Source organism: uncultured Aquimarina sp. (genome assembly GCF_947492965.1).
Classification (GTDB): domain Bacteria; phylum Bacteroidota; class Bacteroidia; order Flavobacteriales; family Flavobacteriaceae; genus Aquimarina.
The window spans coordinates 45,349-69,532 of record NZ_CANLOZ010000002.1 but is presented as its reverse complement, the minus strand read 5'-3'; the positions used below and the strand labels follow the sequence as shown (position 1 = coordinate 69,532).

Here is a 24,184-nt window from a genome sequence, read left to right as displayed (position 1 = left end):
ATCATATCATAAGTTTATAAAAACGTCGAGCATCGAAAATTTCTTAAATCTATGTTAAGATTACGGTTAAACCATAACAAAACTATTGTTTTAACACATATTTAACAATTGTAAATGTATTTCATCGACATTATTAACATTTAATCGAAAAATAAAGCGACTTTTATATAACAAAAAAGAGTGAAATCGTTACGTACTAAGTATTAAATATTGAATTTCAACAATATAAACACTTAAACACAATTTGCATTAGTAAGAATAAAGCTACATTATTTAATGAATAAAATATTATTAATCCTAGGGAAATTTCTATCAGCTCTTTTATTAACACTACTCACCCAAATTGGAGGTATCATCTATTTGATTATAGAAATACTTTTTATAAAAAAAGATAAAGGATACAGAATACAGAAGTACAGTATATTCTTTTTAACCTATATGATATGTACTTTTATTTTAGTTCCTTACTTAGCTCCACTATTTGGTAGAGAGAAAATTAAGAATACAGAGCACATAGAAGCTTGTTCATTTTTTACTGTACTATCCAATAGAAATTATGTTACTCCCGATTTAAATCTTTCCATACAAGCAATTGCTAAAAAAGTACATTTAAAGCACCCTAATATCAAATTGGTATATCTAGATGCTAATTTTCCATTTATAGATAAATTCCCTTTGCTTCCTCATCTTAGTCACAATGATGGAAAAAAAATAGATATTTCATTCATTTATAAAGATGTAGACAATCAACTAACTAATAAAAAACCTTCCTTATTTGGATATGGTGCTTTTGTAAATCCTGTTGGCAATGAAATTGATCAAACTCATAGATGTAAGAAAAAAGGATATTGGCAATATGACTTTACCAAGTACGTAACATTTGGTTTTGTAAATAATCAATTGAAACTTTCTGAAACCGCCACAAAAGATTTAATTTTGGCAAGCGTAAATGAAAAGAAAGTTGGTAAAATTTTTATCGAACCTCATCTAAAAAACAGACTACATCTAACAAATCCTAAAATAAGATTTCACGGGTGTCAAGCGGTAAGACATGATGACCATATTCATTTACAATTAAAATAGACTTCGAAAAGCCCAGACTGACATAAAAAATTAGCAATATGCAAACTAAGACACTTTCATTACATCACATCATTAAAACTCCAACTATTAAAAGTGATAAAACTCCTGTTTTATTTATGTTTCACGGATATGGTAGTGATGAAAATGATTTATTTTCTTTTGCACCGGAACTACAACAAGAATTATGTATCATCTCTGTAAGAGCTCCTTATCCTTTGCAACCATATGGAAATGCTTGGTATGCTATTTATTTTGACGCCGCTCAAGGAAAATTCAGTGATGATGCACAGGCAATAGAATCTCGTGATAAGATTGCAAACTTTATCGATGAAGCTATTGAAGCTTACCAATTAGATGCCAGCAATGTAACATTATTAGGTTTTAGTCAGGGAACCATACTCAGTTATTCAGTTGCATTATCATATCCTAATAAAGTAAAAAATGTAATTGCGCTAAGTGGATATTTAAATGAAGATATTCTTAAAGAAAATTACGAAAATCAGGATTTTTCAAATCTAAATATTTATTGTTCTCATGGTAGTGTAGACCAAGTAATTCCTATCGATTGGGCAAGAAAAGCTCCTGTTAAACTAAATGAACTAGGAATACAAACAACACTAAATGAATTTCCTGTGGGTCATGGTGTAGCACCACAAAATTTTTATCAATTTAAAGATTGGTTAGCTAAACATTTGTAAAAGTATACTCATGCTATACTAAACGGTTATTGTTTTCGTTGAATTAAAACCACAAGTCTTAAAACTCTTCAAATGAAAACACTAACTACTCCAATTGTTTTCCTATTTTTTTTATTGTCCTTTACCTTAATAGGAACAGCACAGATCACTTATGAAAATGCTTTTCCAAATATCGATTTTGAATTTCCGGTAGAAATTCAGTCTCCAAGAGATGGAACCGACAGAATGTTTATTCTAGAACAGAGAGGACGAATTAAGGTATTTCCAAGAAGAAGTAATGTACTAGAGAGTGAAGTTGATACTTTTTTAAATATTACTGATCGTGTTCGATTTAGAGATGGACAAGAAGTGGGTCTTTTAGGATTAGCATTTCATCCAGATTATGACACCAATGGATATTTTTATACATACTATACCACTGATAGTCCAGTTTCAGGAATTACTGTTAGAATGGTACTCTCTAGATTTACAGTCAGCCCTACAAACCCTAATTTTGTAGATCCCAATAGTGAATTAGTTATTTTTCAGTTCGATAAAAACCAAAATAATAGTAATCACAATGGTGGTAAAATCGAATTTGGTCCTGATGGATATCTATACATTTCTATTGGAGATGGTGGCGGTGGAAATGATCCTGAAGGAAATGGACAGAATAAAAATACTGTTTTCGGTAGTATCTTACGAATTGATGTAGACTTAGATGGAAATAATACTGTTGAAACCAATCCTGATTTACCTAATGGAAATTATGAAATACCAAGCGATAATCCTTTTGTAGGAGTAAATGGATTAGACGAAATATATGCATACGGAATAAGGAACACCTGGAAATTCTCTTTTGACGATGTTACAGGAAGATTATGGGGTGCTGATGTAGGACAAGGTGCTTTTGAAGAGGTGAATCTTATAGAAAATGGTAAAAACTATGGTTGGAGTCGTTTCGAAGCTAATTCTGTAGCCAATAGTAGTGTTACTATTTCAGGACCTACGGAATTCCCTGTACACTTTTATAATAGAAATCAGGGAGATAGATCAATAACAGGTGGATATGTGTATAGAGGTTCCGAAATAACAAGTCTTAGCCCAGATATTAGCTCAAAATATATTTTCGGAGATTATGTAAGCGGAAGAGTTTGGGTCTTAGACTATAATCCATCTACCGGAGATGCAAGCAGCACATTACTATTTAATACTTCTGGAGAGTTTGTCTCATCCTTTGGAGTCGATAAAAACGGAGAACTCTACTTTAGTGATTACGGAAGTAATGCACAATTATATAAGCTTGTGGATGGTACCTCTACCCCATCAGGAACTGCTGTAAATGGTATAGGAGAATGGAATCCTCTTAACCAAGGAATACCAAATGGAATAGTGCAAGCAATAGCAACGGATACCAACGGAGATGTATATCATGGTGGTACTTTTACTGAAGCCGGAAACATAAACGCTAATAATATTGCTGTTTGGAATGAATCTTCTGGATGGAGAACATTGAGTACCGGTGCAAACGGCACGATTAATACTCTTAAAATTGCTGCAAATGGCAACTTATATGCAGGAGGTAGTTTTACCGAAATTGGCGGTATTGCTGCAAATAATATTGCTATGTGGAATGGAACTTCTTGGTCGGCTTTAGGTTCTGGGATCGATGGTACTGTTGCGGCCATAGAAATAGATAACAACCTTGTTTATGCAGGTGGTGTTTTTGAAACTGTGGATGGTACTACAGTGAGAAATATTGCTTCTTGGAACGGTGCCTCATGGTCAGCTCTAACAGATAACACTTCCTCAGTTTCAGGAACTAATAATGAAGTACGATCTCTAGCTGTAGACACGGATGGGATATTGTATGTTGGTGGAAATTTTGATGAAGCCGGTGATATGACCGCTAATCGAATTGCCACTTGGAATGGAAGCAATTGGGGTACTCTTGGAACAGGAACGAGCGGATTTGTAGAAGCGATCGCAATTTCAGGGAATGATATTTTTATTGGAGGGAACTTCTCTATTGCGGGTGGACAAACCGTAAATCGTATTGCCAGATGGAACAAAACCTCATCTAGTTGGTCTAGTTTGGATAATGGCGTAAATAATATTGTAAATACGCTAATCCACGATGGAACTCATGTATATGTAGGAGGTGCTTTTGATACCGCCAATATTGATAACTCTACTAGTATTATCGTTAATAATATTGCTCGATGGAGTGAAACTGATGGATGGCAAGCACTAGGAACAAATACTAATGTTGGTGTTAATGTAAAAATAAACACGCTAAGTTTTGCCTCCAATACTAATGATACCGATACATTATTCGCAGGAGGTAATTTCTCTATTGCAGGTGCAAATAATGCTAATAATACTGCTCAATGGATATCAGATAGCGTGTTAAGCACTCCGGATATACAAGAAGAGCAAGTGTATCTTTATCCTAATCCTACCACTGGTATTGTAGAACTTCCAGAAAAAACTGATTGGATTCTTACAGATATTACTGGAAAAATTATAGGAGAAGGATTTAGTAGTTCCTTGGATATTTCTACAAGAAAAACCGGAATGTACTTTCTTACCATAAAGGACAAGAAAACTCTAAAAATCATTAAGAGATAAGTTAAAAAAAAGATTATCTATACTTATCATTCAGGCCAATGCCTTTTAAAATCATTGGTATTATTTTTTGTAATCTAGCGTCTTTGGTAGCATCTCTTTTAGCTGTAGAAATATATTCCATATACTCTTTTTGCTTAAAGGGTGTTAGCTTATCAAAGTTTAGTTTTAGTTCTTTATTCTGCTCTAACTCCGTTTTCAATCGATCTGGCATTTCTATTTCCGTAGAAGATCTTTCGATAGTTATTTCCTTACCTTCTTTTTGATTCTGTATTGCCTCTAACACATATGCTAATACCTGATCTTTGTTTATTTCATCAAAAGAACTAAACCTCCATTGTCTTAGACCTTTTGTTTTTCCTTCTTGTGCATTTATTAGCTGATTAAAGGGATCCTTCAGAAAAACTCCCTGATGAAACCATATTCCGACATAAGACTTAAAAGCACTTATGCCAACAATATTTTTACCATTGATCGTATACGTAGGGACTCCCCATTTAATAGTTTCTTCCATTTCGGTAGTTAGCATAATGGATCTAAGCAATTGCAAGCTCTTCACCCACTCTGGCTTTTTTGAGATAAATTCTTCTACTGATGTATTGTACTGCATACCTCTTTTTGATTCAAACTTTCACATAATTCATTGATTAACTTCAATATACTTATATCTTTTTACATATAAGAAAACTATGGTATAAAACTTGATAATCAAAAAAAATAAAATTAAGACAATGAGAACTCTAATTTTTGGACTTTTATTATTGCTATTGTGTAACTCTTGTTTTCCAACGAAAATTGCTCCAAGAATTGAGGATTATAAGGTCACTACAGGTAAAAAATTTAAAAAACAACTTCCTAAAAGAGGTGCTTTTATTTTTGAAGACCCTAAAGACGCCAATGAGTTTTATAAGTTCGTAAATGCAAAATTCAAATTAAATGATCTAAATGTCCAATGGAATGTTCCTTTTAAAATAGATGAAAAAGAATTTTACTTTTCTTTTTACGAAGTTGAAAGAACTTCCAATATGGTAAATTTAGCTCCAATGGTAATTGACGGAGTACTATCAAGATATGATCATGGCCCGATAATGGAAGATATTTACACCACCAGAAGTGGTACATGGTACATCGCATTAACAGTAAATGATGAAGAGTTTATGGATCCTTTAAAGGAAAACTACCCTCAAAAAGAGGAGGTAATTACATTCTTAAGAAATCTCAAAAAGGAATATCTATCTACTCGTAATTATAGAAAATATTCAATGATGAACTAAATCCTTTAGTAGTACTAAAAACAACATCGAATAAAACAATATTGTTTAATAATTAGACTATAATATCGGAATATAAAAATCTACCAAAAACTTTCCTTCTGGATGTTCTCTAAAATCATTATGATATATTTCGAAAGGAGTTTTCTCTGATTTTGTATACCCTTGATCATTCATCCAAACAAATAAACTACTCCAAGATTTCTCAAAATCACTTGGCTTAATTTCCATACTCGCTACAATACTTCTTCCTCCAACAATAGTAAGTGGTTGTATTTCTCCTTCAGACTTAATTTTACGATCCAATAATAGAGAAATACTCATTCGCACTTTATCTGGTGATGTAACCTTGAAACTATCGTGAAATACCCTCGCAACTTTAGAGTCTTTCTCATTCATAATGCCATTAGATCTTCCCCATTTAAAGAGTCTTTCAAAAGTATTTTCGATACCTTCTACTCCAATATGTGTAATGCTAGCAAAATGTAAATCTGGTAATTCTTTAATCTCAATTTTTGTATTCATCTCAATCCATTTTAAGTGATTAGTTATGTTGCAAATGTATTGCTCAAACAACAGCTCTTCTTTTCCATTCTTGCTTTTCACTTTGCCAATCTTGCTAAACTTATTGGGAAGCCGTTTTCTAAACTCACTTGGACTTACTCCATAAAACTTTTTGAACGCTTTAGTTAGTGAAGAATTACCACTAAAACCAAACTGAAAAGCTACTTCGGTTATACTTACTGTTTCTTTATGCATTAAGATAGAAGCTATTTTTTCTAAACGTCTTCTACCGATGTAGGAGTTTAAGGTTTCACCTATGATCGCTTTAAAAATACGATGAAAATGAAATGACGAATATGAAGCTACATTTGAAATAATATCTAATGACAACTCTTTATCAAGATTATGATCAATATACTCGAGCGCCAAATTAATTCTCTGAATATATTCTTTCTTTAGAAACTGTTCTGAATCAAATTCCATAGTATTTATTGTCCACTTTTTAGTCTAAATCTTCTCTACTAAAATCCTTGTGAAAATCTTTTGTATTCTTAAAACCTAGTTCTTCAAGTTTTTCAAAATATGGAATATAATCAGGTATTTCGAATTTATAGGAATCAACTTCCCATAAAAAATGTATGATCCATGAGTACCATCTCGCAGGAACTGGATATTTTTTTAGATAAGTTACACGTTCATCAAAAGATAAATCTTGTTCATCCAACCATTCATCTAAAATTATCATATGTGTTTCTCCTCCACCCATTCTCCATCCAATACTATACGGATGAATATTAGGTGCATATATCCATGGTGGTGGAATATCACCATACTTTTGTGTAAGCTCTTTGCTGTTTTTTATATACCATTCGGCATCTTTATATTTCCCCATCTACCTATTTTTATAGAACAGAGTTGAATATAAAGAATATAAACTAACTAAAATTGTATTTTTAAATTTTGATCAAGATTTGAATTCCATTCAAATTCTATAGTTATTAGACCCTTTTCTTCATTCCAATCAAATTCTGTGGCTTGATCGCCAATAAGAATAGATTCTGGAGCTTTTGAGATGTTATGAATCACTAAAGAGATGCTTCTTTTAGTTTTTTCAAAATTAGCTCCTGTTTCTGCAGTAAAGTTCATTAAAAGTGTAGTATCGGTAGTAGAACTTTTAAACCTTAAAAGCTCATATTTACCTTTTTCATAGGCATTCGGTGTACTTCCATCATCATCATATAAAATATCACTGCTCTTTTTAACAGTCGCATCGTAGTAATAATGTAAAGTCAACTCTTTTGTATTATACGATTCTGTGTTTTGTACGGTAGCAACCATGGGTATAAATGCTCCTCCTCTTACAAAAACTGGTATGTGGTTTTCTTCAGTCTCTACTGTAATATATCTTCCTCCTTCATATTTTTTTCCTGTATAAAAATCAAACCAGTTTGCTGTTTTAGGAAAATATACATCTTTAGAAGCTACTCCAGGTTTAACAACTGGAGATACTAAAAAATTATCTCCCCATAAATATGTATTAGAAACTATTTGTAATTCTTTAGTATCCATATCCTCAAAAAATAGAGGTCTCATTAATGGCATTCCTTTTTGGTTGTTTTCAAATGCTAATGTATAATTATAAGGAAGCATTTGATATCTGAGTTCGATACTTTGCTTAGCTAAATCTTTCGTTTTTGTATCATGAAAAACAGGCTCCGGAGCAATATGTTCTTGGGCATGTGGTCTGTAAATTGGCTGAAAAACTCCGTACTGCAACCAACGTGTATATAGTTCGGGATCAAATTTTTCGCCTCCAGCAAATCCTCCTAAATCAGAATGCATATATCCTAATCCCTGAATAGCCATGGATAATGCAATCTCTGTTTGCGGTTGCAAACCTCCCCAACTTCTACTGACATCTCCAGACCAAGGGATCATTCCAAATCTCTGAGAGCCAGAATACCCAGCACGCATTAGGATAAAAGGACGTTGATTAGGAAAATCCTTTTGATATCCTTCCTGAACCAATCTTGCCCAATCATGACCATATATATTATGCACTTCATCTGCAGATCCTGTAGCATGTAATAAAGCAGATGGATGTACTTCGGGCTCACCTAAATCTCCCCACCAACCAGCAATATTATAGTCTTTGGTATAGGTTTTATAAATATTCCAAAACCAATCTTTTCCCTTCTGATCATAAATATCTACAATTCCAGTATTTCCAAAGTAAAAATCATAGACGAAAGGATTTCCAATAGAATCTTTACCCAACACTTTTTCAGCTACTGCTTCTTCCCACTTTTTAGAAGTTGATAATATAAATGGCTCTGTAATTAATATCGTTTTGACTCCTTGATCTTTGAAATCATTAATCATTTGTTTTGGATTAGGAAATGAATCTTTTAAAAACTCAAGATTTCCCATATGACCTTTAATATCTTTACCAAACCAATAGATATCCAAAATAACTGCATCCACAGGAATAGAATCCTTTTTAAACTTAGCAATTGTTTCTTTTGTTTCATTTTCGGAATGGTATCCAAAACGACTGGCAAAATTCCCAAAAGCCCATCTGGGTGGTAGCGGTTGTTTTCCTGTTAAGTCTGTATATTGATCCATTAGATCTTTCCAATCATCTCCTGCAACTACTTGATATGTTTTTCTCCCATTTATCGTTTCATAACTTAACGTATTATCTTTCTTACTGTCGATATCAAGAAATCCAATCGGTGCATTATCAAAATGAACAGCATATTTTTTTGATGATAAAACAAGTGGCATGGTATAATTCATCAATTCAGAACGTGTCTCATAACCATAATGCGCTCGATTATACAGTTGTAATCGATTTCCTCTTCTATTCATCCCAACTACTCGAGATCCAGCTCCGTAAATCACTTCTTCTTTATCTAAATTAAAATTTAAGATCTCTGTAGTATCTGTTTTTACGTACCCATCTTTTTCAGAAATAAGCTCTTTGTCATTGTACAAATAAGATATATGAAAAGGTTCTTTTGAGATATTTACACTAATTCCATTTGCAACTCCATAAGTAATTAATCCATCGGTTTCAGTAAGATTGGCTTCTATTCCATTTTTCAAAATTACTGCATGAGATGAATCATTATAAGTTTCACCATTAGGTATAAAAGAAGTCTCTGCAATTTTATTCGAATATAATTTGATAATATATTTTCCATTATCTCTAGGAATTTCTATAAAACCATCTTTTTTATAAGTACTATAATTAGCGATGGCATCACTAGAATTATGTTTACAAGAAAGCGATAAAAAGGTAAACACTCCTAAGAGCAAAATAGAAAAAAATCTTGAATTCATTTGGTATAGAGTTTTCGACAATAGATAAGAGTCAAATATAGCAGAATCCCTTTACAATAGGGATATAACAACAATCGCTCTGATCGAATTATTAAATTTTCATCGAAATTCAAAAAACGCAACAAAAATCACAACAGATTACTACAACGTTTTCGTTATACCAATAGACAAGCTGTTCCTTAAAAGTAAGCGTATTCATACACTTATACAGTAATATAAAACACCTAACCTTAAGCTAAACATTTCTTGAGATACACTAAACATTTTGGTAATACCGAAACTATACTTTTAGGGTATTAATAACCAATTTAATCTTAATCGTATCACACATGAAAAATCATTCTTACTCTATGGTAAGTAGATTCAAGAAAACACTATGTGTTTCAGCTTGTTTAGGCTTACTTTTCTCTTTTTCAACTTTTGCTCAAAAACAAAAAGACGAAACCAAACCATCCTTTGATCTTCCAAAAGATAATCATTACGGTAAAGAAGTTTACGCCAAAGGTCAAGGTAGATCCTTCAGAAATTTTGGAGATCTATTATTCTCGCGAGCAGTATTAGACGCGTCTAGCTTTTCTGAAGGACCAACTTCTGGTTTATTTATTGGAAATGGTCCAATCAACCAACAAGAACTTCCATTTACAGGTAAACAACCGATTCAGGGTTTCTCTGCTGTACTAAATAACTTCGACGGAACATTCACTGCGATGTCTGATAATGGTTTTGGTAGCATTGAAAACTCTGCAGACTATAACTTACGATTATACAAAATTAGACCTAGATTTGAAACGTTCTTTGGAAGAGGTGAAGGAGATATCCAAGTGCTTGATTTTATCGAATTAAGAGATCCTAATGGATTGATTCCTTTTGCTATTACCAACCACTTTAGTGATGAAAGAATACTTACAGGTGCTGATTTTGATATCGAATCTATTCAGAGAACAGCTAATGGCGACTACTGGATTGGTGATGAGTTTGGTCCATTCTTACTGCATTTTGATAAGAATGGTGTCTTATTAGATGCACCTTATGCGCTACCTGATTTAGACAATCCTGGCAAAGAATTAAGAGCTCCACAAAATCCTTTTAGCGAAGAAGCTAGTGCTATTAGAATTATGAATGCAATGCGTTCACATGCACAAGCTAATGGTAGTAAAGCACCAGTAATGTCTCCTTGGTTTGTAATGTTAGATGATAATGATACGAATACATTGGTAGGAAGTAGAACTACTCCTCCAAATGGATTATCAGAGGCTTCTAGCGAATTATTTAATGTTTCTTCTTTAAACAGAGCTGGACACCCTGTTGTTGTATATACTGTTAATGATTCTGAGAACATGAATCGACTATTAGATCTAGATCTGCAAGGTATTATTTCGGATCGTCCTGACTTATTATTAGAAGCAGTTCAAAATTTTGATAAAAACCAAGACGGAAGTTCTGACTATTTAGATGAAGAAGGACTGATCGATGTAAATCTTTTTGATGCTCAAGGACATCGTGGAGCTAGAAACTTACGCCCTGAAAACACTTTACCTTCTATGGAAGCTGCATTAGATTACTTAATGCCTACTTTAGAAACGGATTGCGGAATTACCTTAGATAGAGTTCCTGTTTTGGATCATGATCCACATATCGAAGCTGCAAAAACAAGAAAAGCAGATGGAACTCCTTATGAATTTGAGGATGAAGTATTAGTAAAAGATCTTACGCTAGCTGAAATTCAAAATACTTTTATTGCAGACAAAATATTAGCTGGTAGACCTGTACAAACAAATGATCTAGCCTTATCTCCTGTATCTGTAGCTTTTGCTAATGAAAGAGGATTTATCGATCCTTATATCATGCCTTCTTTGCAACAACTATTTGATTTTGTTGAGTTTTATGTGGAGTATTATAAAAATGGTGCCGGAGCATCAACACCAGATGCTACTAGACGATGGAAAAACGCGTCTAAAGTTCGTTTCAACATAGAAACTAAAATAAACCCAAGAACTGATGTAGATGATCGTGGAGATGTATTCGCAGAAAGAACTGTAGATCCGGAAACATTTACACAAGCGATCGCAGATATTATAGTAGCCAATAATTTAGAGGATCGTGCAGATATTCAAAGTTTTGACTTTAGAACTTTACTGATCTCCCAAAAGCAATATCCTTCTATTAGAACAGTTTGTTTATTTGGTGATTTTCCAAAAGTAGGAGATGCTGGTGATGGAACAAATCTTCAGGATCAAAATGGTGAAAACACTCCATGGTTAGCAGGAATGTACTGGCCATATAGAGTAACAAAATTAGATACACCTTTTAATGTAAAACAAAGTGGTGGTTTTGAAGGAATGGCTTTAACCACTGACAATACAAAATTACTACCATTATTAGAAAAACCATTAGAAGGTAGTGAATCTAATAACTTATTGATTCACGAATTTGATCTTGCAAGTAAATCATACACAAATAACAAATATGAATATCCGCTGAACGAAAGAGCAACTGCTATTGGTGATTTCATAATGTTTAGTGGAACAAGAGGGTTAATCATTGAAAGAGATGGTTCTCAAGGAGATTTAGAAGGTTTTAAAGCCATTTATGAAATCGAATTAGATCAAGATTCTACTTTAGTACAAAAGAGATTAAACGTTGATCTATTAAAAATAAGAGACCCTAGAAGAATTTCCGAACCAGGATTACCCGGTGATGTAGGAATTGGAAGAGATTTTGCTTTCCCATTTGTTACTATAGAGAGTGTAGTAGTATTTAACCCCTTCCTTATTGGAGTATTAAATGACAACAACTATCCATTTAGTGTAGGAAGACATGTGGGCGAAGGATTACCAGATGATAATGAGTTTATCCTATTATGGTTAGATCAACGATTAGGAATGCCGTGGTATACGAAAGAAAACACCACCTCAAGACTTCAAAATGATGATTTTAAAGCATACCCAAATACATTTACAAATAAGGTAACTTTTGAGTATGCAAAAAATGACATCAAATCTGTAGCGATTGATATTTATGATGTAGCAGGAAATCTTGTAAAAAGAGTAGATAATACTCCTAATATTAATGAGAATGGTTTTGAATATACCTGGGATGCATTATCCGACGGAGGTGCTACAATAGCTACAGGAATTTACTTTGCCATTATAGAAGTGGATGGTGAATTCATTAAGAAAAAACTTGTAAAAAAATAAATCTAATATATTAACCAACTTGCTAAAACCAAAAAAGACCTGTTTATTATGAACAGGTCTTTTTCTATTTGTAATTTTCTTTTTGTTTCTTTTTGTTTCTTATTGGCTTCTAGGATATAAAAAGGATTGTGCTACTTCAAAATCCACTACTCCATCCTTACGTACATCGTAAATAATAAATAATTGCCCCCAATACACTCCATCGGTAAAATCTGCGATAATCCATTTATGATTTAGCAATCGCACCTTATTAATTGCCATGTTTCCTTCCATTCCTGCATAAGGAACTATTGGATTATCCGCTCCAGCTTTGTTTTGAGCTATAATTTGGTCACTAATCGTTAATTCCAGTTTTTCTGCATCATAACCTTGTTCTTCGAAATAATTGATTGCTTCTTCATCACTTTCCAAAGAAAAATAAGTAAGTTCTAAAACACGATCTATCAACGAATCTCTTTCTAGATTTTTAGTTCCAATTTCTTTATCCTTTTCTGCTATTGTAGCCATTAGATTCTCAATCTTACCATCGTAAGATTCTTTGGCTTTTTTCGCATTCATGAACTGAAATAAAACGAACAAGACAGAAAAAATAAATAGGTATAGAAATATTCTACTTCGCATATTAAATGGTAATTTTTAAATTATCGTAAGCCAAAAATACATTTTTGGGGAGTTGTTTTTGTACTTCTTCATGAAAGCCTAACATATGACTAATATGTGTGAGATATGCTCTCTCGGGCTTTACTTCTTCTATAAATGCCAAAGCTTCATCTAAATTAAAATGAGAATGATGTGGTTCTATTCGAAGTGCATTAACCACTAACACCTTTACTCCTTTTAATTTTTCGGTTTCTTCTTTCTCGATCGTTTTCATATCTGTTAGATAAGCAAAATCTTTAAATCTAAATCCAAAAACTTGCAATCTATTATGCATAAGATCAATGGGCATCACATCCAGGTTACCCAGTGAAAATGGTTGGTTAGTTAGTTCATTTTCTATAACACTGGGTGCTCCTGGATATTTATTTTCTGAAGAAAATATATAACTAAATCTTTCTCTTAAAGCTTCTAATACTCGTTTATGCGCATATACTGGAATATCACCTTGTCTAAAAAAGAATGGGCGTATATCATCCATTCCCATAGTATGGTCTGCATGTTCGTGTGTAAAAAGAATTCCATCAATTCGTGTTACCTTATTGGCTAGCATCTGTTGTCTAAAATCAGGACCACAATCAATTACATACTGATATTTATCCCAAGATACAAGTACAGATACTCGTAATCTTTTATCTTTTTGATCTTCACTTAAACATACAGGATGTGTGCTTCCTATGATTGGAATTCCTTGTGATGTTCCGGTTCCAAGAAATGTAATTTCCATATTTAACTATGCGTACAAGCAAATGTACTTATAATTTTTTTGCGCCAAAAGTAATTCATTTCTACAGTTATTATTTATATCAATTATAAAATGCGAAAAATTACGTTCACTTTTTTTTAATAATCCTTAATCTATTAGTAACTTTACGTTAAACAAAAAAAGCCCATTTTGCTATGCCTATTACGATTATGGGAGACAAAGAATTTGAGTCTGTCCCTTCAATTAAAAGTAAAGCCTTACGAATTAATTTAAATGCCAATATATATGGTACCTTCGCTGAGATTGGTGCCGGACAAGAAACTGTACGTAATTTCTTTAGAGCTGGTGGTGCTTCAGGTACTATCGCGAAAGCCATGAGTGCTTATGACAAAGACTTTAGTGATGCTATCTACGGAATCGAAGATGATAAACGATATGTGACAGAAGCACGGTTAAAGAAAATGCTGAAGCATGAAGTAAAATTAGTCGAACAACGTATCAGTAGAGAAAAACATCCAAACAAATTATTTTTTAGTTACGCCAATACTGTTGCTACTATTGACTTTGCAAAAAAGTATAAAGGTCATGGATGGGTAGGTATCAGATATCAAACGAAACCAGATGAAGATTATAATGAGATTATTCTTCATATTCGTTTTCATGAAAATGATGCCAAGTTACAACAGATGACACTTGGTATATTAGGAGTAAATTTAATTTACGGAGCCTACTATAAGTATGATAATCCAAAAAAATTACTTCGATATTTATACGATCATTTAGATAAAGATCAAATCGAAATTGATACCATTAATTTCTCTGGTCCGAGATTTAAGAAAGTAGATAACCGATTGATGAGTTTACAATTGGTTAAAAATGGAATGACCGAAGCTGTAATGTTTGGTCCTGATGGTAATAACGTTTTACCAGCAGCTGTATTATACAAAAAGAACATTCTAGCACTTCGCGGTAGTTTTAGACCAGTGACCAAAGTAAACATGGATATTTACAAGAAATCATTAAACATGTTTCTTAATGAGAATAAGGTAAATAAGAATAAAACCATAGAAATTTTTGAAATTACACTTTCTAACCTAAGAGCAGAAGGAGAAATCGATGAAGAAGATTTTATGTCTAGAGCCAGGTTGTTATGCTCATTAGGACAAACGGTAATGATCTCCAACTTCCAGGAATATTATAAAGTTGTAGAGTATTTCTCCAATTATACCAAAGAACGAATGGCTTTATCTATGGGGGTAAACAATCTAGTAGATATTTTTGACGAAAAATATTATCGACACTTAAGTGGTGGTATTTTGGAAGCTTTTGGAAAATTGTTCTTCAAGGATCTGAAAGTATACCTCTACCCTCTTAAAAATCCAAAGACAGGAGAGCTTACAACCAGTGAAAATCTGAAAGTACATCCAAGAATGAAGGAATTATACAAGTTCTTTAAATATAATGGTAAACTGCAAGATATTGTAGACTATGATCCTACGATTATGGATATTTTCTCCAGAGAAGTTTTACAAAAAATACAAGACGGAGAATCTGGTTGGGAAGAACAACTACCAGAACTTATTCCAGAAATGATTAAGGAGAATAATTTCTTTGGATATAAAGAAACAGAGACCGTTTAATTATATTGATGATCAAATGAATTTCTATTCATAGAAAACAACAAATAGCTACCTTTTGAGGTAGCTATTTGTTTTTATACCTAATAAAAAAATGAATAACACCAAAATCATCGTCTTTGATTTATACAATACTTTGATCGAAATTACACAACAAAATCATTTCTTTCTACAGCTTTTTAAAAAGTCAAAAAATGGTTTTGGGTTAAAGATTTCAGCATATCTCCAATGTATAATGAAAAACGATATTGGCAACTTAAAAAATATGTTACCTGAGGATTTTAGTTTTTTATATAGTCAAAATTTTTCTATTCTTGAACAAGAATTAAATTCAATACATGTGTACAAAGAGACTTTTGGAGTTCTCGAAGATCTAAAAAATGATTATAGGTTATTTTTAATTTCCAATTTAGCCTCACCATACAAGGAACCATTTTTCACAAACAATCTGAATCAATATTTTGAGAAGGTAATTTTCTCCTGTGATTATGGTATTTTAAAACCGAATAAAGAAATTTTTCAGGAGGTTGAAAAAATCACAAAGAACAAAGCTTCTGAAATACTCATGATTGGTGATTCGCTTAAGTCTGATATCATAGGTGCTAAAAACATGAAGTGGAATTACTTAAAAATTAATCGAAATACTGAGATTTCAAATAAATATGAAATAAAAAACCTAAATGAAATAAGAAAACACCTAAAACCTAGTTACATCAATTTACAGAAATAAAGCACAAATGAAGATTCAAAATATTTTTATAACATTCATATGCTGCCTCCTTAGCAATATAGTTTTAGCTCAAAATAAGCATACTACTACTCCACTTTCAATTGGAGAAAAAATCGAATTTGAATCAAAAATTCTAAAAGAAAAAAGAGTACTGAATATTTATGTACCTCATAAATACTCTAAAGATTCTATAAAAACATATCCTGTAATTTATCTATTAGATGGTTCTATAGATGAAGATTTTATTCATATATCAGGTCTCGTACAATTTGGTTCATTCTCCTGGATTCGCATGATCCCAGAATCTATTGTAGTTGGTATAGCCAATGTAGATAGAAAAAGAGATTTTACCTATCCTACTAATAATAAAAAAGACAAAGAGGATTTTCCTACTACAGGTGGATCAGAAAATTTTATCAATTTTATTGAAAAAGAATTACAACCTTTCATAGAGAAAAAATACAAGACAACTGCTACTAAAACTATCATAGGACAATCCTTAGGCGGACTTTTGGCAACAGAAATTTTATTTAAAAAACCTAATCTTTTCGACAACTATATCATTACAAGTCCTAGTTTATGGTGGGATGATGAATCGTTACTTACATATGTTCCTACACCTTATAACTCTGAAAAATCAATTTATATTGCTGTTGGTGAAGAAGGGAAAATTATGAAAAGAGTTGCTAAAGAATTATATGACAAACTGAAGTTACTACAGAACGATAATACCGAATTATATTACGAATTTTTCGAAAAGCAAAATCATGGAGATGCATTACATTTAGCAGTTTATAACGCTTTCGAAAAAATATTCAAACCTAAAAAATAAAAAATGGCTTCTGATCAAAACTTTGTAGATTTTGTAGTAGGACAAATCAAAAATACTGGAGAAATAATTGCAAAAAAGATGTTTGGAGAATATGGAGTATATGCTGACGGTAAAATGTTTGGTCTTATTTGTGATAATAAACTATTTATAAAACCTACTACATCAGGAAGAGATTTTATTGGAAATATCGTGGAGGCTCCTCCCTATCCTGGAGCCAAACCAAGTTTCTTGATCGAAGAAAAAATAGAGGATTCTGATTGGTTAAGCGAACTAGTGAGTATTACCATTAAAGAACTACCTGAGCCAAAACCGAAGAGAAAAAGATGAAAAATTCTTAAATACTATTGAACCTCTAAAGCATCAAGTATAAGGATAAAATTGAACAATAAGTATAACAATTAAGTGCACAATGATAGTTATAATAACGTTAGAGTAAATTACTAAATGAAAACATTTAAAATATTATTAATATTGACACTTATAATCTCCTGTAAAAATCAAAGTAAAAAGAAAGATCTCGCTAAACCAGACTTAAGTGAACAAAATGAAGGTTTGGATTTAGAAAATCTAAACAAGGCCAAAGTTTCTATTAAGTATTTTATCACTAAAGATTGGTTGAAAGATTCTGGCGCATATCAACCTATTAGTTGGAGTAAATTAGAGATTATAAATGGACTTGATTTCAAATATAAAGTTGCTCATCAATTTAAAGGGATGTCTAAATTTTATACTAAAACAAAAGTTATTGATTCTCTAGTAATTTATGATATGACTTTTAACATCTCAGATCAATACAAAGTCATTTCCGCTACTAAAACAGACGAGTATTCTGAGCATTACGATAAACAAGGTTTACCTTACCAAATGTTCAGTAATAAAGAATTACAAAAGATTGGACTGAAATATGGCTTTGATATGATACTTTACAAGAATAATAAAAATAAACTATCATTTGTTGGAGGTGGTATTGAATTTCCAGAGACAATTGGAATATCAAAAGAAAAATGGTCTTCTGAAAATTCAATTAAAATAAGTCCTGAATTGATCAAAATGACGGATACAATTGAATACTGTACTGACTTAATTGGAGGTGACTGTATTCAATTTGTTTTTAAAGAAGGAAAATTAAACGAAATAAAAAACATACCATAACACATTATATATTGCATATGCGGCCTTAGCAAGGCAGACGCAACATACTAGCAACGATATACTCTACATGAAAAACTACATTTTTATTCTTATTTCTATTGTAACCTTAAGTTGTTCCCAAAACAAAGAGAATATTGTAGAATTTGAAAAAGTCCTGGGAGCTAAAGAAACCAAAGCTCTGGATTTATTAGTTTCTGATTTCGAAAAGAATCTAAAAAAGATTTATCCAAAGTTATCCACTGAAAAAGGTTACACACAGTATTTAAAGGACTTAATTTCTAAACCACCTACTCATCCAGAAAAGTTTAATTTTAAATCTGATAAAACAAATTTAGAATTTCATAAAAGTGGATTGTGGGATGATATTTATAGCAAAGCCTCCGATTCAGGCTTAACAGTTAACACTACCGGAAAATACATTCAGGCTCTATTTAGTATTAAAAAACCAGACCCTTTGATAAAAGTATATAGAGAAAAACGAAAGGCAGTTGGTATGATGCAAAATGAATTATTTGTTAATGGAATTTTGAACTCTAATCCAAATTTCAACAATTATTTTCATAAGCGAATTGTTGTTCTAGAATTTAGTTTTTAATTTGAAAGAACTATTAAAATCAAAGCATCGAAAAAAATTAAAAAAAGATGAAAACCATTATTACATTGTCTTTATTGTTGTTGAGCATTATATCACTAGCACAAACAAATCAAGTGGTTGGAGATTACATAATTACTCTGGGTAAACAAGAAAAGCATCATATAGAATATAAGCTGTCTCTGAAAGAAGATGGAACCTTTTTCTTTCATTCTTATTCCAATAATTCTCAAGGAATTCCTAACGAGGTAAATATCTACGGAAAAGGCACATGGAAAATAGAAAAAAATGTAGTTCATTTTTTTGCAGATAAAAAAAAGGACATAAACGAAAAATATTCTTTAGATTTTAATAACTCTAAGGCAAGATTTATATCAAAATCACCAAGAGACAAAACAGACCGAGTTATCAAAACATGCCTTCAATTTTTCAACTCTAAAATATTTTGGATCAAAAGATTAAGAATATTTAAAAAAAATAGCATTCAATTATGAAGCTAAAGGACAAAATAATAATTGATTTCGAGATTTTTTTTAAAACAGGAAAATTTGATTTTCTAAAATTAGGAAAGACTAAAGAATGGATCATACATAATTTTCCAGATCCAGATGGGTTTGATGAAAACCCTGATATTTATAGAGATCCAATTTGGAGGTATGGAAACATAGAACTACACTTTAACAAAGATGAGTTGTTCTTAATTTTCTCAGATTATATAGATGATCTAGATGGAGGAAATTCTTTAGAATTAAAGAAATGGTTTATGGGAAATCTTGATAAATTAAACCTTTCAAATGTAATTTCTGAATTGAATAAAGCTCATATAGACTTCCATAAAAAGAAATGTCATATTGTAGAATCTGCAGTAAATATCGAATTACAAAGTGGCGTTGTGCTTGGGTTTCATCTTGAAGAAAATGAAGATGAAGATTATGACAATTTTTTAAAACGTTGTAAAATTACAAATCAAGATAAATTTAGACTTAGTTCGTTTAGCCTAATGAAAAAACGAAAAGTGACAACTCATTAAGAATCATCACTTTCATCTTTTCGTTTTTTGGGTAGTCTTTTAGCCTCTTTTAAGCTTTTATTGATCATCCATTCTATCTGTCCGTTCACACTACGAAATTCATCATCTGCCCATTTTTCGATCTGCTTAAACATTTCTGGGTCTATTCTTAGTACGAATGATTTTCTTTTACTCACAATTAAGAATTTAGAGTTCCAGCATTTACTACCGGAACAACTTCTTTATCACCGCATAAAACTACCATTAAATTACTTACCATAGAAGCTTTTTTATCATCATCAAAGTCTATGATGTTATCCGTAGACAATTTTTGCAACGCATCTTCTACCATACCTACCGCTCCTTCTACTATTTTCTTTCTAGCTGCTACAATAGCAACAGCTTGTTGTCTTTTTAACATAGAACTTGCAATCTCTGGTGCATATGCTAAATATCCAATTCTAGCTTCCATCACTTTTATACCTGCAATTGCTAAACGTTCGGTAACTTCGTTTTCTAAAGCTTCATTTACTTCATCCATACCCGATCTAAGTGTAAATTCAGCTTGCTCATCATCGAAATTATCATATGGATAGGATCCTGCCAATTTACGAACAGCAGCATCGGTTTGAACCTTTACAAACTCTTCATAATTATCCACATCAAAAGCTGATTTATAAGTATCTGCAACCTGCCAGACCAAAATTACATTGATCATGATGGGGTTTCCGATTTTATCATTCACCTTTACACGTTCACTATCAAAGTTTCTAGCTCTTAATGAAATTTTCTGACGACTAAAAAAAGGATTTGCCCAAAAGAAACCATTATCTCTAACGGTTCCTTTATAAGCTCCAAACAACACCAACACTTTAGAACTATTTGGATTCACTATAAAAAAACCTTTAGCTATCAATATAATCGGTATTATAAAGATTAAAAATAATGGATTATCCATTGTTACCAAACCTACTATCGTACCTACAATAAATACTAGCAGTACTATAAGCATTACATATCCATTCGTTGCCTTAATTTTAGTCTCTTTATTCATAATGATATTATTTTGATATCACAATAATACTAAATTTATTTGAATTTTGAAAATCACAGATGATAACACAGGTAAAACTAGCGCGATTATCACATTCAAATTCTTAGAAAGTATTATAAGAATGAAATAATTATTTACATAACTTAGAGCCTCTAAAACATAAGACAGGTTTATAAACAAATGGCCGCATTTAATATCCAAGTAAATCCAAAAGTACAATCGGTGTATGATTCATATCCCAATCATATTCACCCAAAAATTATGGATCTTAGAAACTTGATAATTAAGACCGCAAAAGAAATAGAAGGAATATCTAATATAGAAGAAACCCTAAAATGGGGAGAACCAAGCTTCTTAACCAAGAAAGGAAGTACCATCAGAATAGATTGGAAAAAAGGCGCACCTGATCAATATGCAATGTATTTTCAATGCACTAGCAAACTAGTTACCACCTTTAGAGTAGTTTATAAAGACACTTTTCAGTTTGAAGGAAATAGAGCCATTGTTTTTCCTTTAGATTTTAAAATTCCTGAACCAGAGCTCAAAAGCTGTATAATGGCTGCCTTACAATATCATTCTGTAAAACATTTACCAACTTTAGGCATGTAGATCCGCCAGAGCAAGTTGATGATAATTCGATAGGAAAATGTTTTTAGACTTTAAATATTCATCACTTTATAATGGAATCTATAGAAATCTCATCAATAAAGTTCACAGAACATTCAAAGAATATTCAAATAACTTCTCTCGTTTTCAAACTGTTTATGTTTTACTGGCGAGGAGATCCTTGGAACATTGACGCTTCTAGAACAAAGAAAGCCATATGTCTAGTACATATGGCTCGAAGTTGTAAAGGTTAATTTTTAATTAATTTTTTAACCACCCTATCACCTGAATTATTCTTTATTTTTAACAAATAGACACCTTTTGTTAAAGAAGACACGTCTATTTCCCTTGATTCTAATTTTTTACTGATTATTTTCTTTCCTTGCATATCATAAATATCTACGGATGAAATATCTAAGGAACTGAAATTTTTAATATAAATAGAAGTATTTGCTGGATTTGGATAAAAGGAAACTATTTCCTCATTAAACTCAATATCCTCATTAGATAGAGTATTATCATGAACCAATTCTACCACACCCCAACATGAATCAAAAGTACCGATATCTAAAGTGATATTTCCAGAATTATCTGTTTGTACAGAAAGATCCACAGATTGCTTACCAGGAATATGAAGTTTTGCTCCTACAATAGCATTTGGGAAAACAGCAGATGGAATTTGCACAGAAATATCATTATGGGCTTGAGCAGCATCATTAGAAGCATCATATTTTCTGTTGACTAAATGCAACACATAAGGCGCATCAGGATCATTAGAAGACTTTCTTGGCAAGGCAGAAATTAAATAATTGACCCACTGATTATTACTTAAAACATTAATTTTCCATGAAGTAAGTCCAAGTATATCTCCTGAATTATTCATAGAAACTATATTAGTACCACTAGAATTAATAGTTGAATTTTGCTCTGTCGTTAAATATTGAATATCACTATCATGTACTACCACATCATATTGCGATAATTCTGAAGCAGAAGGACTTATAGGTTGATCAGGATCCCCGAATATTTTTAGATCAAATGAAATATTTCTTGTTACTAAATAATCAAGTGTTTGACGAGCATTCGAACTGCCGGACATTCCGCCTTCTAATAAAGAAGCGTATACAGAATACGCAAGAGCTACGTTCGACACTGCCTGATAATCATCAAATAAATCACTATGATCATGAACAAATGCGTATAAATCTGCAAAATTTTCCCAACCAGTATCCCAAGTATTGCTTCCTCCTATCCATACTCTACCTGGAATTGTAAAAATAGAACCTGTTGCATATGCTTGTGCAATCCATGCTCGGGCTTGTCTAGGAGAATTTCTATTATACAACGCCTGAAATGCATCTGGATATGGAAAATATATCAAAGTTTTATCAAGAGCTTCAGCAGCTTTATAATGTAATAGTGGCTCTGTAGAGGGACTTGTCGCCGGATCATGAGGATGACCATATTCTCCTGCTAGATATGTTAATCGATCGGAGAAAACAAACCCTCTAGGTTCCACTACGTTTGTAGTTGCTCCAATATCGATACCAGGTCTAATTGTATCTATATAATCAAATAGCTCTTCCATTGTATCATTTAGGGATTGACGTTGGAAATAAACGAAGTCTTTGTATAACGGAATATTGCCATTGATACTATTTGCTCGATTTCTATAAGTTTGAAGCGTGAATCCTCTGTTAATTAAAAACTGACGATAATTGAAATTATCAATATTATTAATCCCTTGATCCATAAGCTGCTGAGTGGTGTACTTATCTTTCATATATGCTCTAAAACCATTCATCGAATGCACAGAAAAATCTCCTCCTAACCAATGTAAAGTTCTGGTAGCAGATGTTTGTGAATCAAACATCATATGTGTTACAGGTGCTAAAGTCATTCTATCTACCTGATACTTTAACCATTCTAAAAAATCAGGTCCCTGATGACTCATCCAACTATGTATCTGGCCATTATATGTACCTCCATTATCGGCAGCATTTCCCCAATGAATATTATTACCATTAAGATCTTTTGCCCAATACGATTCTGGATCATCCATAAAATCAATCATCCATTTCCATCCCCAATCAAATTCTCCTCTACCGAAATAATACTTACCGTTTGAAGTACGATTTTCGACTTTTGAAACCCATTGATTCATAGCAGCATCAGACTCAATACTAGCATTTGGCATAAATCCCCAAAAAATGCCATCAGCTTTATATTGATCATAATTAAAAGGAGTAGCTGCTGATTCTTGTGTAAATAATACAGTGGATTTATTTATTAAGGAATTAGATGTTTGTGCATAAATATTAATACAATAAAAAATAATAATTAGAGTGAGTGAAGTTCTTTTCATAGGTTTTAATTTTTTTCTCAATAATTAACTTTGGGTGATAAAATCATGATCCAAAAATATTTCTACTCCAATAAAATGTTAGAAAAGAAATAGAATTCGTTATGAGTTAACTAGTAAGTGTTTTTTTAATGATTTGGTA

23 protein-coding genes are annotated in these 24,184 nt (G+C 32.1%); 14 read left to right on the top strand and 9 right to left on the bottom strand.

Annotated features, from left to right (window positions below; genetic code table 11):
- The first annotated feature begins 276 nt into the window (after positions 1-276).
- The 3 genes from Q1B37_RS04610 (at position 277) to Q1B37_RS04600 (ending at position 4,391) form a co-directional block, all read left to right on the top strand.
- Positions 277-1,083 carry a hypothetical protein gene (locus Q1B37_RS04610; RefSeq protein ID WP_299895998.1) on the top strand — a complete coding sequence of 269 codons (807 nt, stop codon included), beginning with the start codon at positions 277-279 and terminating at the stop codon, positions 1,081-1,083.
- A gap of 38 nt (positions 1,084-1,121) precedes the next feature.
- Complete coding sequence (locus Q1B37_RS04605) at positions 1,122-1,781, top strand: alpha/beta fold hydrolase (RefSeq protein ID WP_299895995.1); 660 nt, start codon at positions 1,122-1,124, stop codon at positions 1,779-1,781.
- A gap of 72 nt (positions 1,782-1,853) precedes the next feature.
- Positions 1,854-4,391 (top strand): PQQ-dependent sugar dehydrogenase, encoded by a 2,538-nt coding sequence (locus tag Q1B37_RS04600; protein WP_299895992.1) that lies wholly within the window; start codon positions 1,854-1,856, stop codon positions 4,389-4,391.
- 13 nt (positions 4,392-4,404) lie between these two features.
- On the opposite strand, the gene Q1B37_RS04595 is transcribed toward Q1B37_RS04600, so the two are convergent.
- Complete coding sequence (locus tag Q1B37_RS04595) at positions 4,405-4,998, bottom strand: YdeI family protein (RefSeq protein WP_299602140.1); 594 nt, start codon at positions 4,996-4,998, stop codon at positions 4,405-4,407.
- A 121-nt stretch (positions 4,999-5,119) separates the two neighbouring features.
- Between Q1B37_RS04595 and Q1B37_RS04590 the strand changes: the two genes are divergently transcribed.
- Entirely contained in the window at positions 5,120-5,662 is a 543-nt protein-coding gene (locus Q1B37_RS04590; RefSeq protein WP_299895989.1) for a hypothetical protein, read from the top strand.
- A gap of 57 nt (positions 5,663-5,719) precedes the next feature.
- On the opposite strand, the gene Q1B37_RS04585 is transcribed toward Q1B37_RS04590, so the two are convergent.
- The 3 genes from Q1B37_RS04585 to Q1B37_RS04575 are packed head-to-tail and all read right to left on the bottom strand — an operon-like array spanning position 5,720 to position 9,508.
- Positions 5,720-6,646: a GyrI-like domain-containing protein gene (locus Q1B37_RS04585; protein ID WP_299895986.1), complete on the bottom strand. Its 927-nt coding sequence runs from the start codon at positions 6,644-6,646 to the stop codon at positions 5,720-5,722.
- 19 nt (positions 6,647-6,665) lie between these two features.
- Positions 6,666-7,055: a hypothetical protein gene (locus Q1B37_RS04580; protein ID WP_299895984.1), complete on the bottom strand. Its 390-nt coding sequence runs from the start codon at positions 7,053-7,055 to the stop codon at positions 6,666-6,668.
- A 47-nt stretch (positions 7,056-7,102) separates the two neighbouring features.
- On the bottom strand, positions 7,103-9,508 hold the full coding sequence (locus Q1B37_RS04575; RefSeq protein WP_299895981.1) for a TIM-barrel domain-containing protein: 2,406 nt from the start codon (positions 9,506-9,508) through the stop codon (positions 7,103-7,105).
- A gap of 329 nt (positions 9,509-9,837) precedes the next feature.
- Between Q1B37_RS04575 and Q1B37_RS04570 the strand changes: the two genes are divergently transcribed.
- On the top strand, positions 9,838-12,705 hold the full coding sequence (locus tag Q1B37_RS04570) for an esterase-like activity of phytase family protein (protein WP_299895977.1): 2,868 nt from the start codon (positions 9,838-9,840) through the stop codon (positions 12,703-12,705).
- Positions 12,706-12,804: 99 nt separating this feature from the next.
- Here Q1B37_RS04570 and Q1B37_RS04565 read toward each other — a convergent pair whose 3' ends face one another.
- Together Q1B37_RS04565 and Q1B37_RS04560 are read right to left on the bottom strand one after the other, a co-directional pair.
- Positions 12,805-13,263, bottom strand: a complete 459-nt coding sequence (locus Q1B37_RS04565) for a hypothetical protein (RefSeq protein ID WP_299895975.1) — start codon at positions 13,261-13,263, stop codon at positions 12,805-12,807.
- A 64-nt stretch (positions 13,264-13,327) separates the two neighbouring features.
- Positions 13,328-14,089 (bottom strand): MBL fold metallo-hydrolase, encoded by a 762-nt coding sequence (locus Q1B37_RS04560; RefSeq protein ID WP_299602157.1) that lies wholly within the window; start codon positions 14,087-14,089, stop codon positions 13,328-13,330.
- Between the two features lie 173 nt (positions 14,090-14,262).
- On the opposite strand from Q1B37_RS04560, the gene Q1B37_RS04555 reads away from it, so the two are divergent.
- The 8 genes from Q1B37_RS04555 (at position 14,263) to Q1B37_RS04520 (ending at position 20,041) form a co-directional block, all read left to right on the top strand.
- Complete coding sequence (locus Q1B37_RS04555; protein ID WP_299602159.1) at positions 14,263-15,708, top strand: TonB-dependent receptor; 1,446 nt, start codon at positions 14,263-14,265, stop codon at positions 15,706-15,708.
- A gap of 91 nt (positions 15,709-15,799) precedes the next feature.
- Entirely contained in the window at positions 15,800-16,435 is a 636-nt protein-coding gene (locus Q1B37_RS04550; RefSeq protein ID WP_299895972.1) for an HAD family hydrolase, read from the top strand.
- 7 nt (positions 16,436-16,442) lie between these two features.
- Positions 16,443-17,267 (top strand): alpha/beta hydrolase-fold protein, encoded by an 825-nt coding sequence (locus Q1B37_RS04545; protein WP_299895969.1) that lies wholly within the window; start codon positions 16,443-16,445, stop codon positions 17,265-17,267.
- Between the two features lie 3 nt (positions 17,268-17,270).
- Complete coding sequence (locus Q1B37_RS04540; RefSeq protein ID WP_299895967.1) at positions 17,271-17,594, top strand: TfoX/Sxy family protein; 324 nt, start codon at positions 17,271-17,273, stop codon at positions 17,592-17,594.
- Positions 17,595-17,711: 117 nt separating this feature from the next.
- Entirely contained in the window at positions 17,712-18,419 is a 708-nt protein-coding gene (locus tag Q1B37_RS04535; protein ID WP_299895964.1) for a hypothetical protein, read from the top strand.
- A gap of 67 nt (positions 18,420-18,486) precedes the next feature.
- Complete coding sequence (locus tag Q1B37_RS04530; RefSeq protein ID WP_299895962.1) at positions 18,487-19,014, top strand: hypothetical protein; 528 nt, start codon at positions 18,487-18,489, stop codon at positions 19,012-19,014.
- Positions 19,015-19,061: 47 nt separating this feature from the next.
- Entirely contained in the window at positions 19,062-19,505 is a 444-nt protein-coding gene (locus Q1B37_RS04525; protein ID WP_299895959.1) for a hypothetical protein, read from the top strand.
- Complete coding sequence (locus tag Q1B37_RS04520) at positions 19,502-20,041, top strand: hypothetical protein (RefSeq protein WP_299895957.1); 540 nt, start codon at positions 19,502-19,504, stop codon at positions 20,039-20,041. The genes Q1B37_RS04525 and Q1B37_RS04520 overlap by 4 nt, the downstream gene beginning before the upstream one ends.
- On the opposite strand, the gene Q1B37_RS04515 is transcribed toward Q1B37_RS04520, so the two are convergent.
- Both Q1B37_RS04515 and Q1B37_RS04510 read right to left on the bottom strand, forming a co-directional pair.
- A complete protein-coding gene (locus Q1B37_RS04515) occupies positions 20,038-20,217 on the bottom strand; it encodes an Arc family DNA-binding protein (protein WP_219007515.1) in 180 nt (59 codons plus the stop codon). The two genes, Q1B37_RS04520 and Q1B37_RS04515, sit on opposite strands and share 4 nt — an antisense overlap.
- 2 nt (positions 20,218-20,219) lie before the next feature.
- Positions 20,220-21,074: an SPFH domain-containing protein gene (locus Q1B37_RS04510; protein ID WP_299895955.1), complete on the bottom strand. Its 855-nt coding sequence runs from the start codon at positions 21,072-21,074 to the stop codon at positions 20,220-20,222.
- Between the two features lie 180 nt (positions 21,075-21,254).
- Between Q1B37_RS04510 and Q1B37_RS04505 the strand changes: the two genes are divergently transcribed.
- Positions 21,255-21,683, top strand: a complete 429-nt coding sequence (locus tag Q1B37_RS04505) for a DUF1801 domain-containing protein (protein WP_299895953.1) — start codon at positions 21,255-21,257, stop codon at positions 21,681-21,683.
- A gap of 247 nt (positions 21,684-21,930) precedes the next feature.
- Here the strand turns inward: Q1B37_RS04505 and Q1B37_RS04500 are convergent, their stop codons facing one another.
- On the bottom strand, positions 21,931-24,045 hold the full coding sequence (locus Q1B37_RS04500) for a T9SS type A sorting domain-containing protein (RefSeq protein WP_299895951.1): 2,115 nt from the start codon (positions 24,043-24,045) through the stop codon (positions 21,931-21,933).
- Between the last annotated feature and the right edge of the window lie 139 nt (positions 24,046-24,184).

Coding starts and splice junctions, on each gene's coding strand:
- Q1B37_RS04520 (WP_299895957.1), top strand. CDS start 19,502: ATGAAGCTAAAGGACAAAATAATAATTGATTTCGAGATTTTTTTTAAA.
- Q1B37_RS04605 (WP_299895995.1), top strand. CDS start 1,122: ATGCAAACTAAGACACTTTCATTACATCACATCATTAAAACTCCAACT.
- Q1B37_RS04540 (WP_299895967.1), top strand. CDS start 17,271: ATGGCTTCTGATCAAAACTTTGTAGATTTTGTAGTAGGACAAATCAAA.
- Q1B37_RS04595 (WP_299602140.1), bottom strand. CDS start 4,998: ATGCAGTACAATACATCAGTAGAAGAATTTATCTCAAAAAAGCCAGAG.
- Q1B37_RS04590 (WP_299895989.1), top strand. CDS start 5,120: ATGAGAACTCTAATTTTTGGACTTTTATTATTGCTATTGTGTAACTCT.
- Q1B37_RS04505 (WP_299895953.1), top strand. CDS start 21,255: ATGGCCGCATTTAATATCCAAGTAAATCCAAAAGTACAATCGGTGTAT.
- Q1B37_RS04580 (WP_299895984.1), bottom strand. CDS start 7,055: ATGGGGAAATATAAAGATGCCGAATGGTATATAAAAAACAGCAAAGAG.
- Q1B37_RS04570 (WP_299895977.1), top strand. CDS start 9,838: ATGAAAAATCATTCTTACTCTATGGTAAGTAGATTCAAGAAAACACTA.
- Q1B37_RS04600 (WP_299895992.1), top strand. CDS start 1,854: ATGAAAACACTAACTACTCCAATTGTTTTCCTATTTTTTTTATTGTCC.
- Q1B37_RS04575 (WP_299895981.1), bottom strand. CDS start 9,508: ATGAATTCAAGATTTTTTTCTATTTTGCTCTTAGGAGTGTTTACCTTT.
- Q1B37_RS04510 (WP_299895955.1), bottom strand. CDS start 21,074: ATGAATAAAGAGACTAAAATTAAGGCAACGAATGGATATGTAATGCTT.
- Q1B37_RS04535 (WP_299895964.1), top strand. CDS start 17,712: ATGAAAACATTTAAAATATTATTAATATTGACACTTATAATCTCCTGT.
- Q1B37_RS04525 (WP_299895959.1), top strand. CDS start 19,062: ATGAAAACCATTATTACATTGTCTTTATTGTTGTTGAGCATTATATCA.
- Q1B37_RS04500 (WP_299895951.1), bottom strand. CDS start 24,045: ATGAAAAGAACTTCACTCACTCTAATTATTATTTTTTATTGTATTAAT.
- Q1B37_RS04555 (WP_299602159.1), top strand. CDS start 14,263: ATGCCTATTACGATTATGGGAGACAAAGAATTTGAGTCTGTCCCTTCA.
- Q1B37_RS04565 (WP_299895975.1), bottom strand. CDS start 13,263: ATGAATGCGAAAAAAGCCAAAGAATCTTACGATGGTAAGATTGAGAAT.
- Q1B37_RS04560 (WP_299602157.1), bottom strand. CDS start 14,089: ATGGAAATTACATTTCTTGGAACCGGAACATCACAAGGAATTCCAATC.
- Q1B37_RS04585 (WP_299895986.1), bottom strand. CDS start 6,646: ATGGAATTTGATTCAGAACAGTTTCTAAAGAAAGAATATATTCAGAGA.
- Q1B37_RS04530 (WP_299895962.1), top strand. CDS start 18,487: ATGAAAAACTACATTTTTATTCTTATTTCTATTGTAACCTTAAGTTGT.
- Q1B37_RS04550 (WP_299895972.1), top strand. CDS start 15,800: ATGAATAACACCAAAATCATCGTCTTTGATTTATACAATACTTTGATC.
- Q1B37_RS04545 (WP_299895969.1), top strand. CDS start 16,443: ATGAAGATTCAAAATATTTTTATAACATTCATATGCTGCCTCCTTAGC.
- Q1B37_RS04610 (WP_299895998.1), top strand. CDS start 277: ATGAATAAAATATTATTAATCCTAGGGAAATTTCTATCAGCTCTTTTA.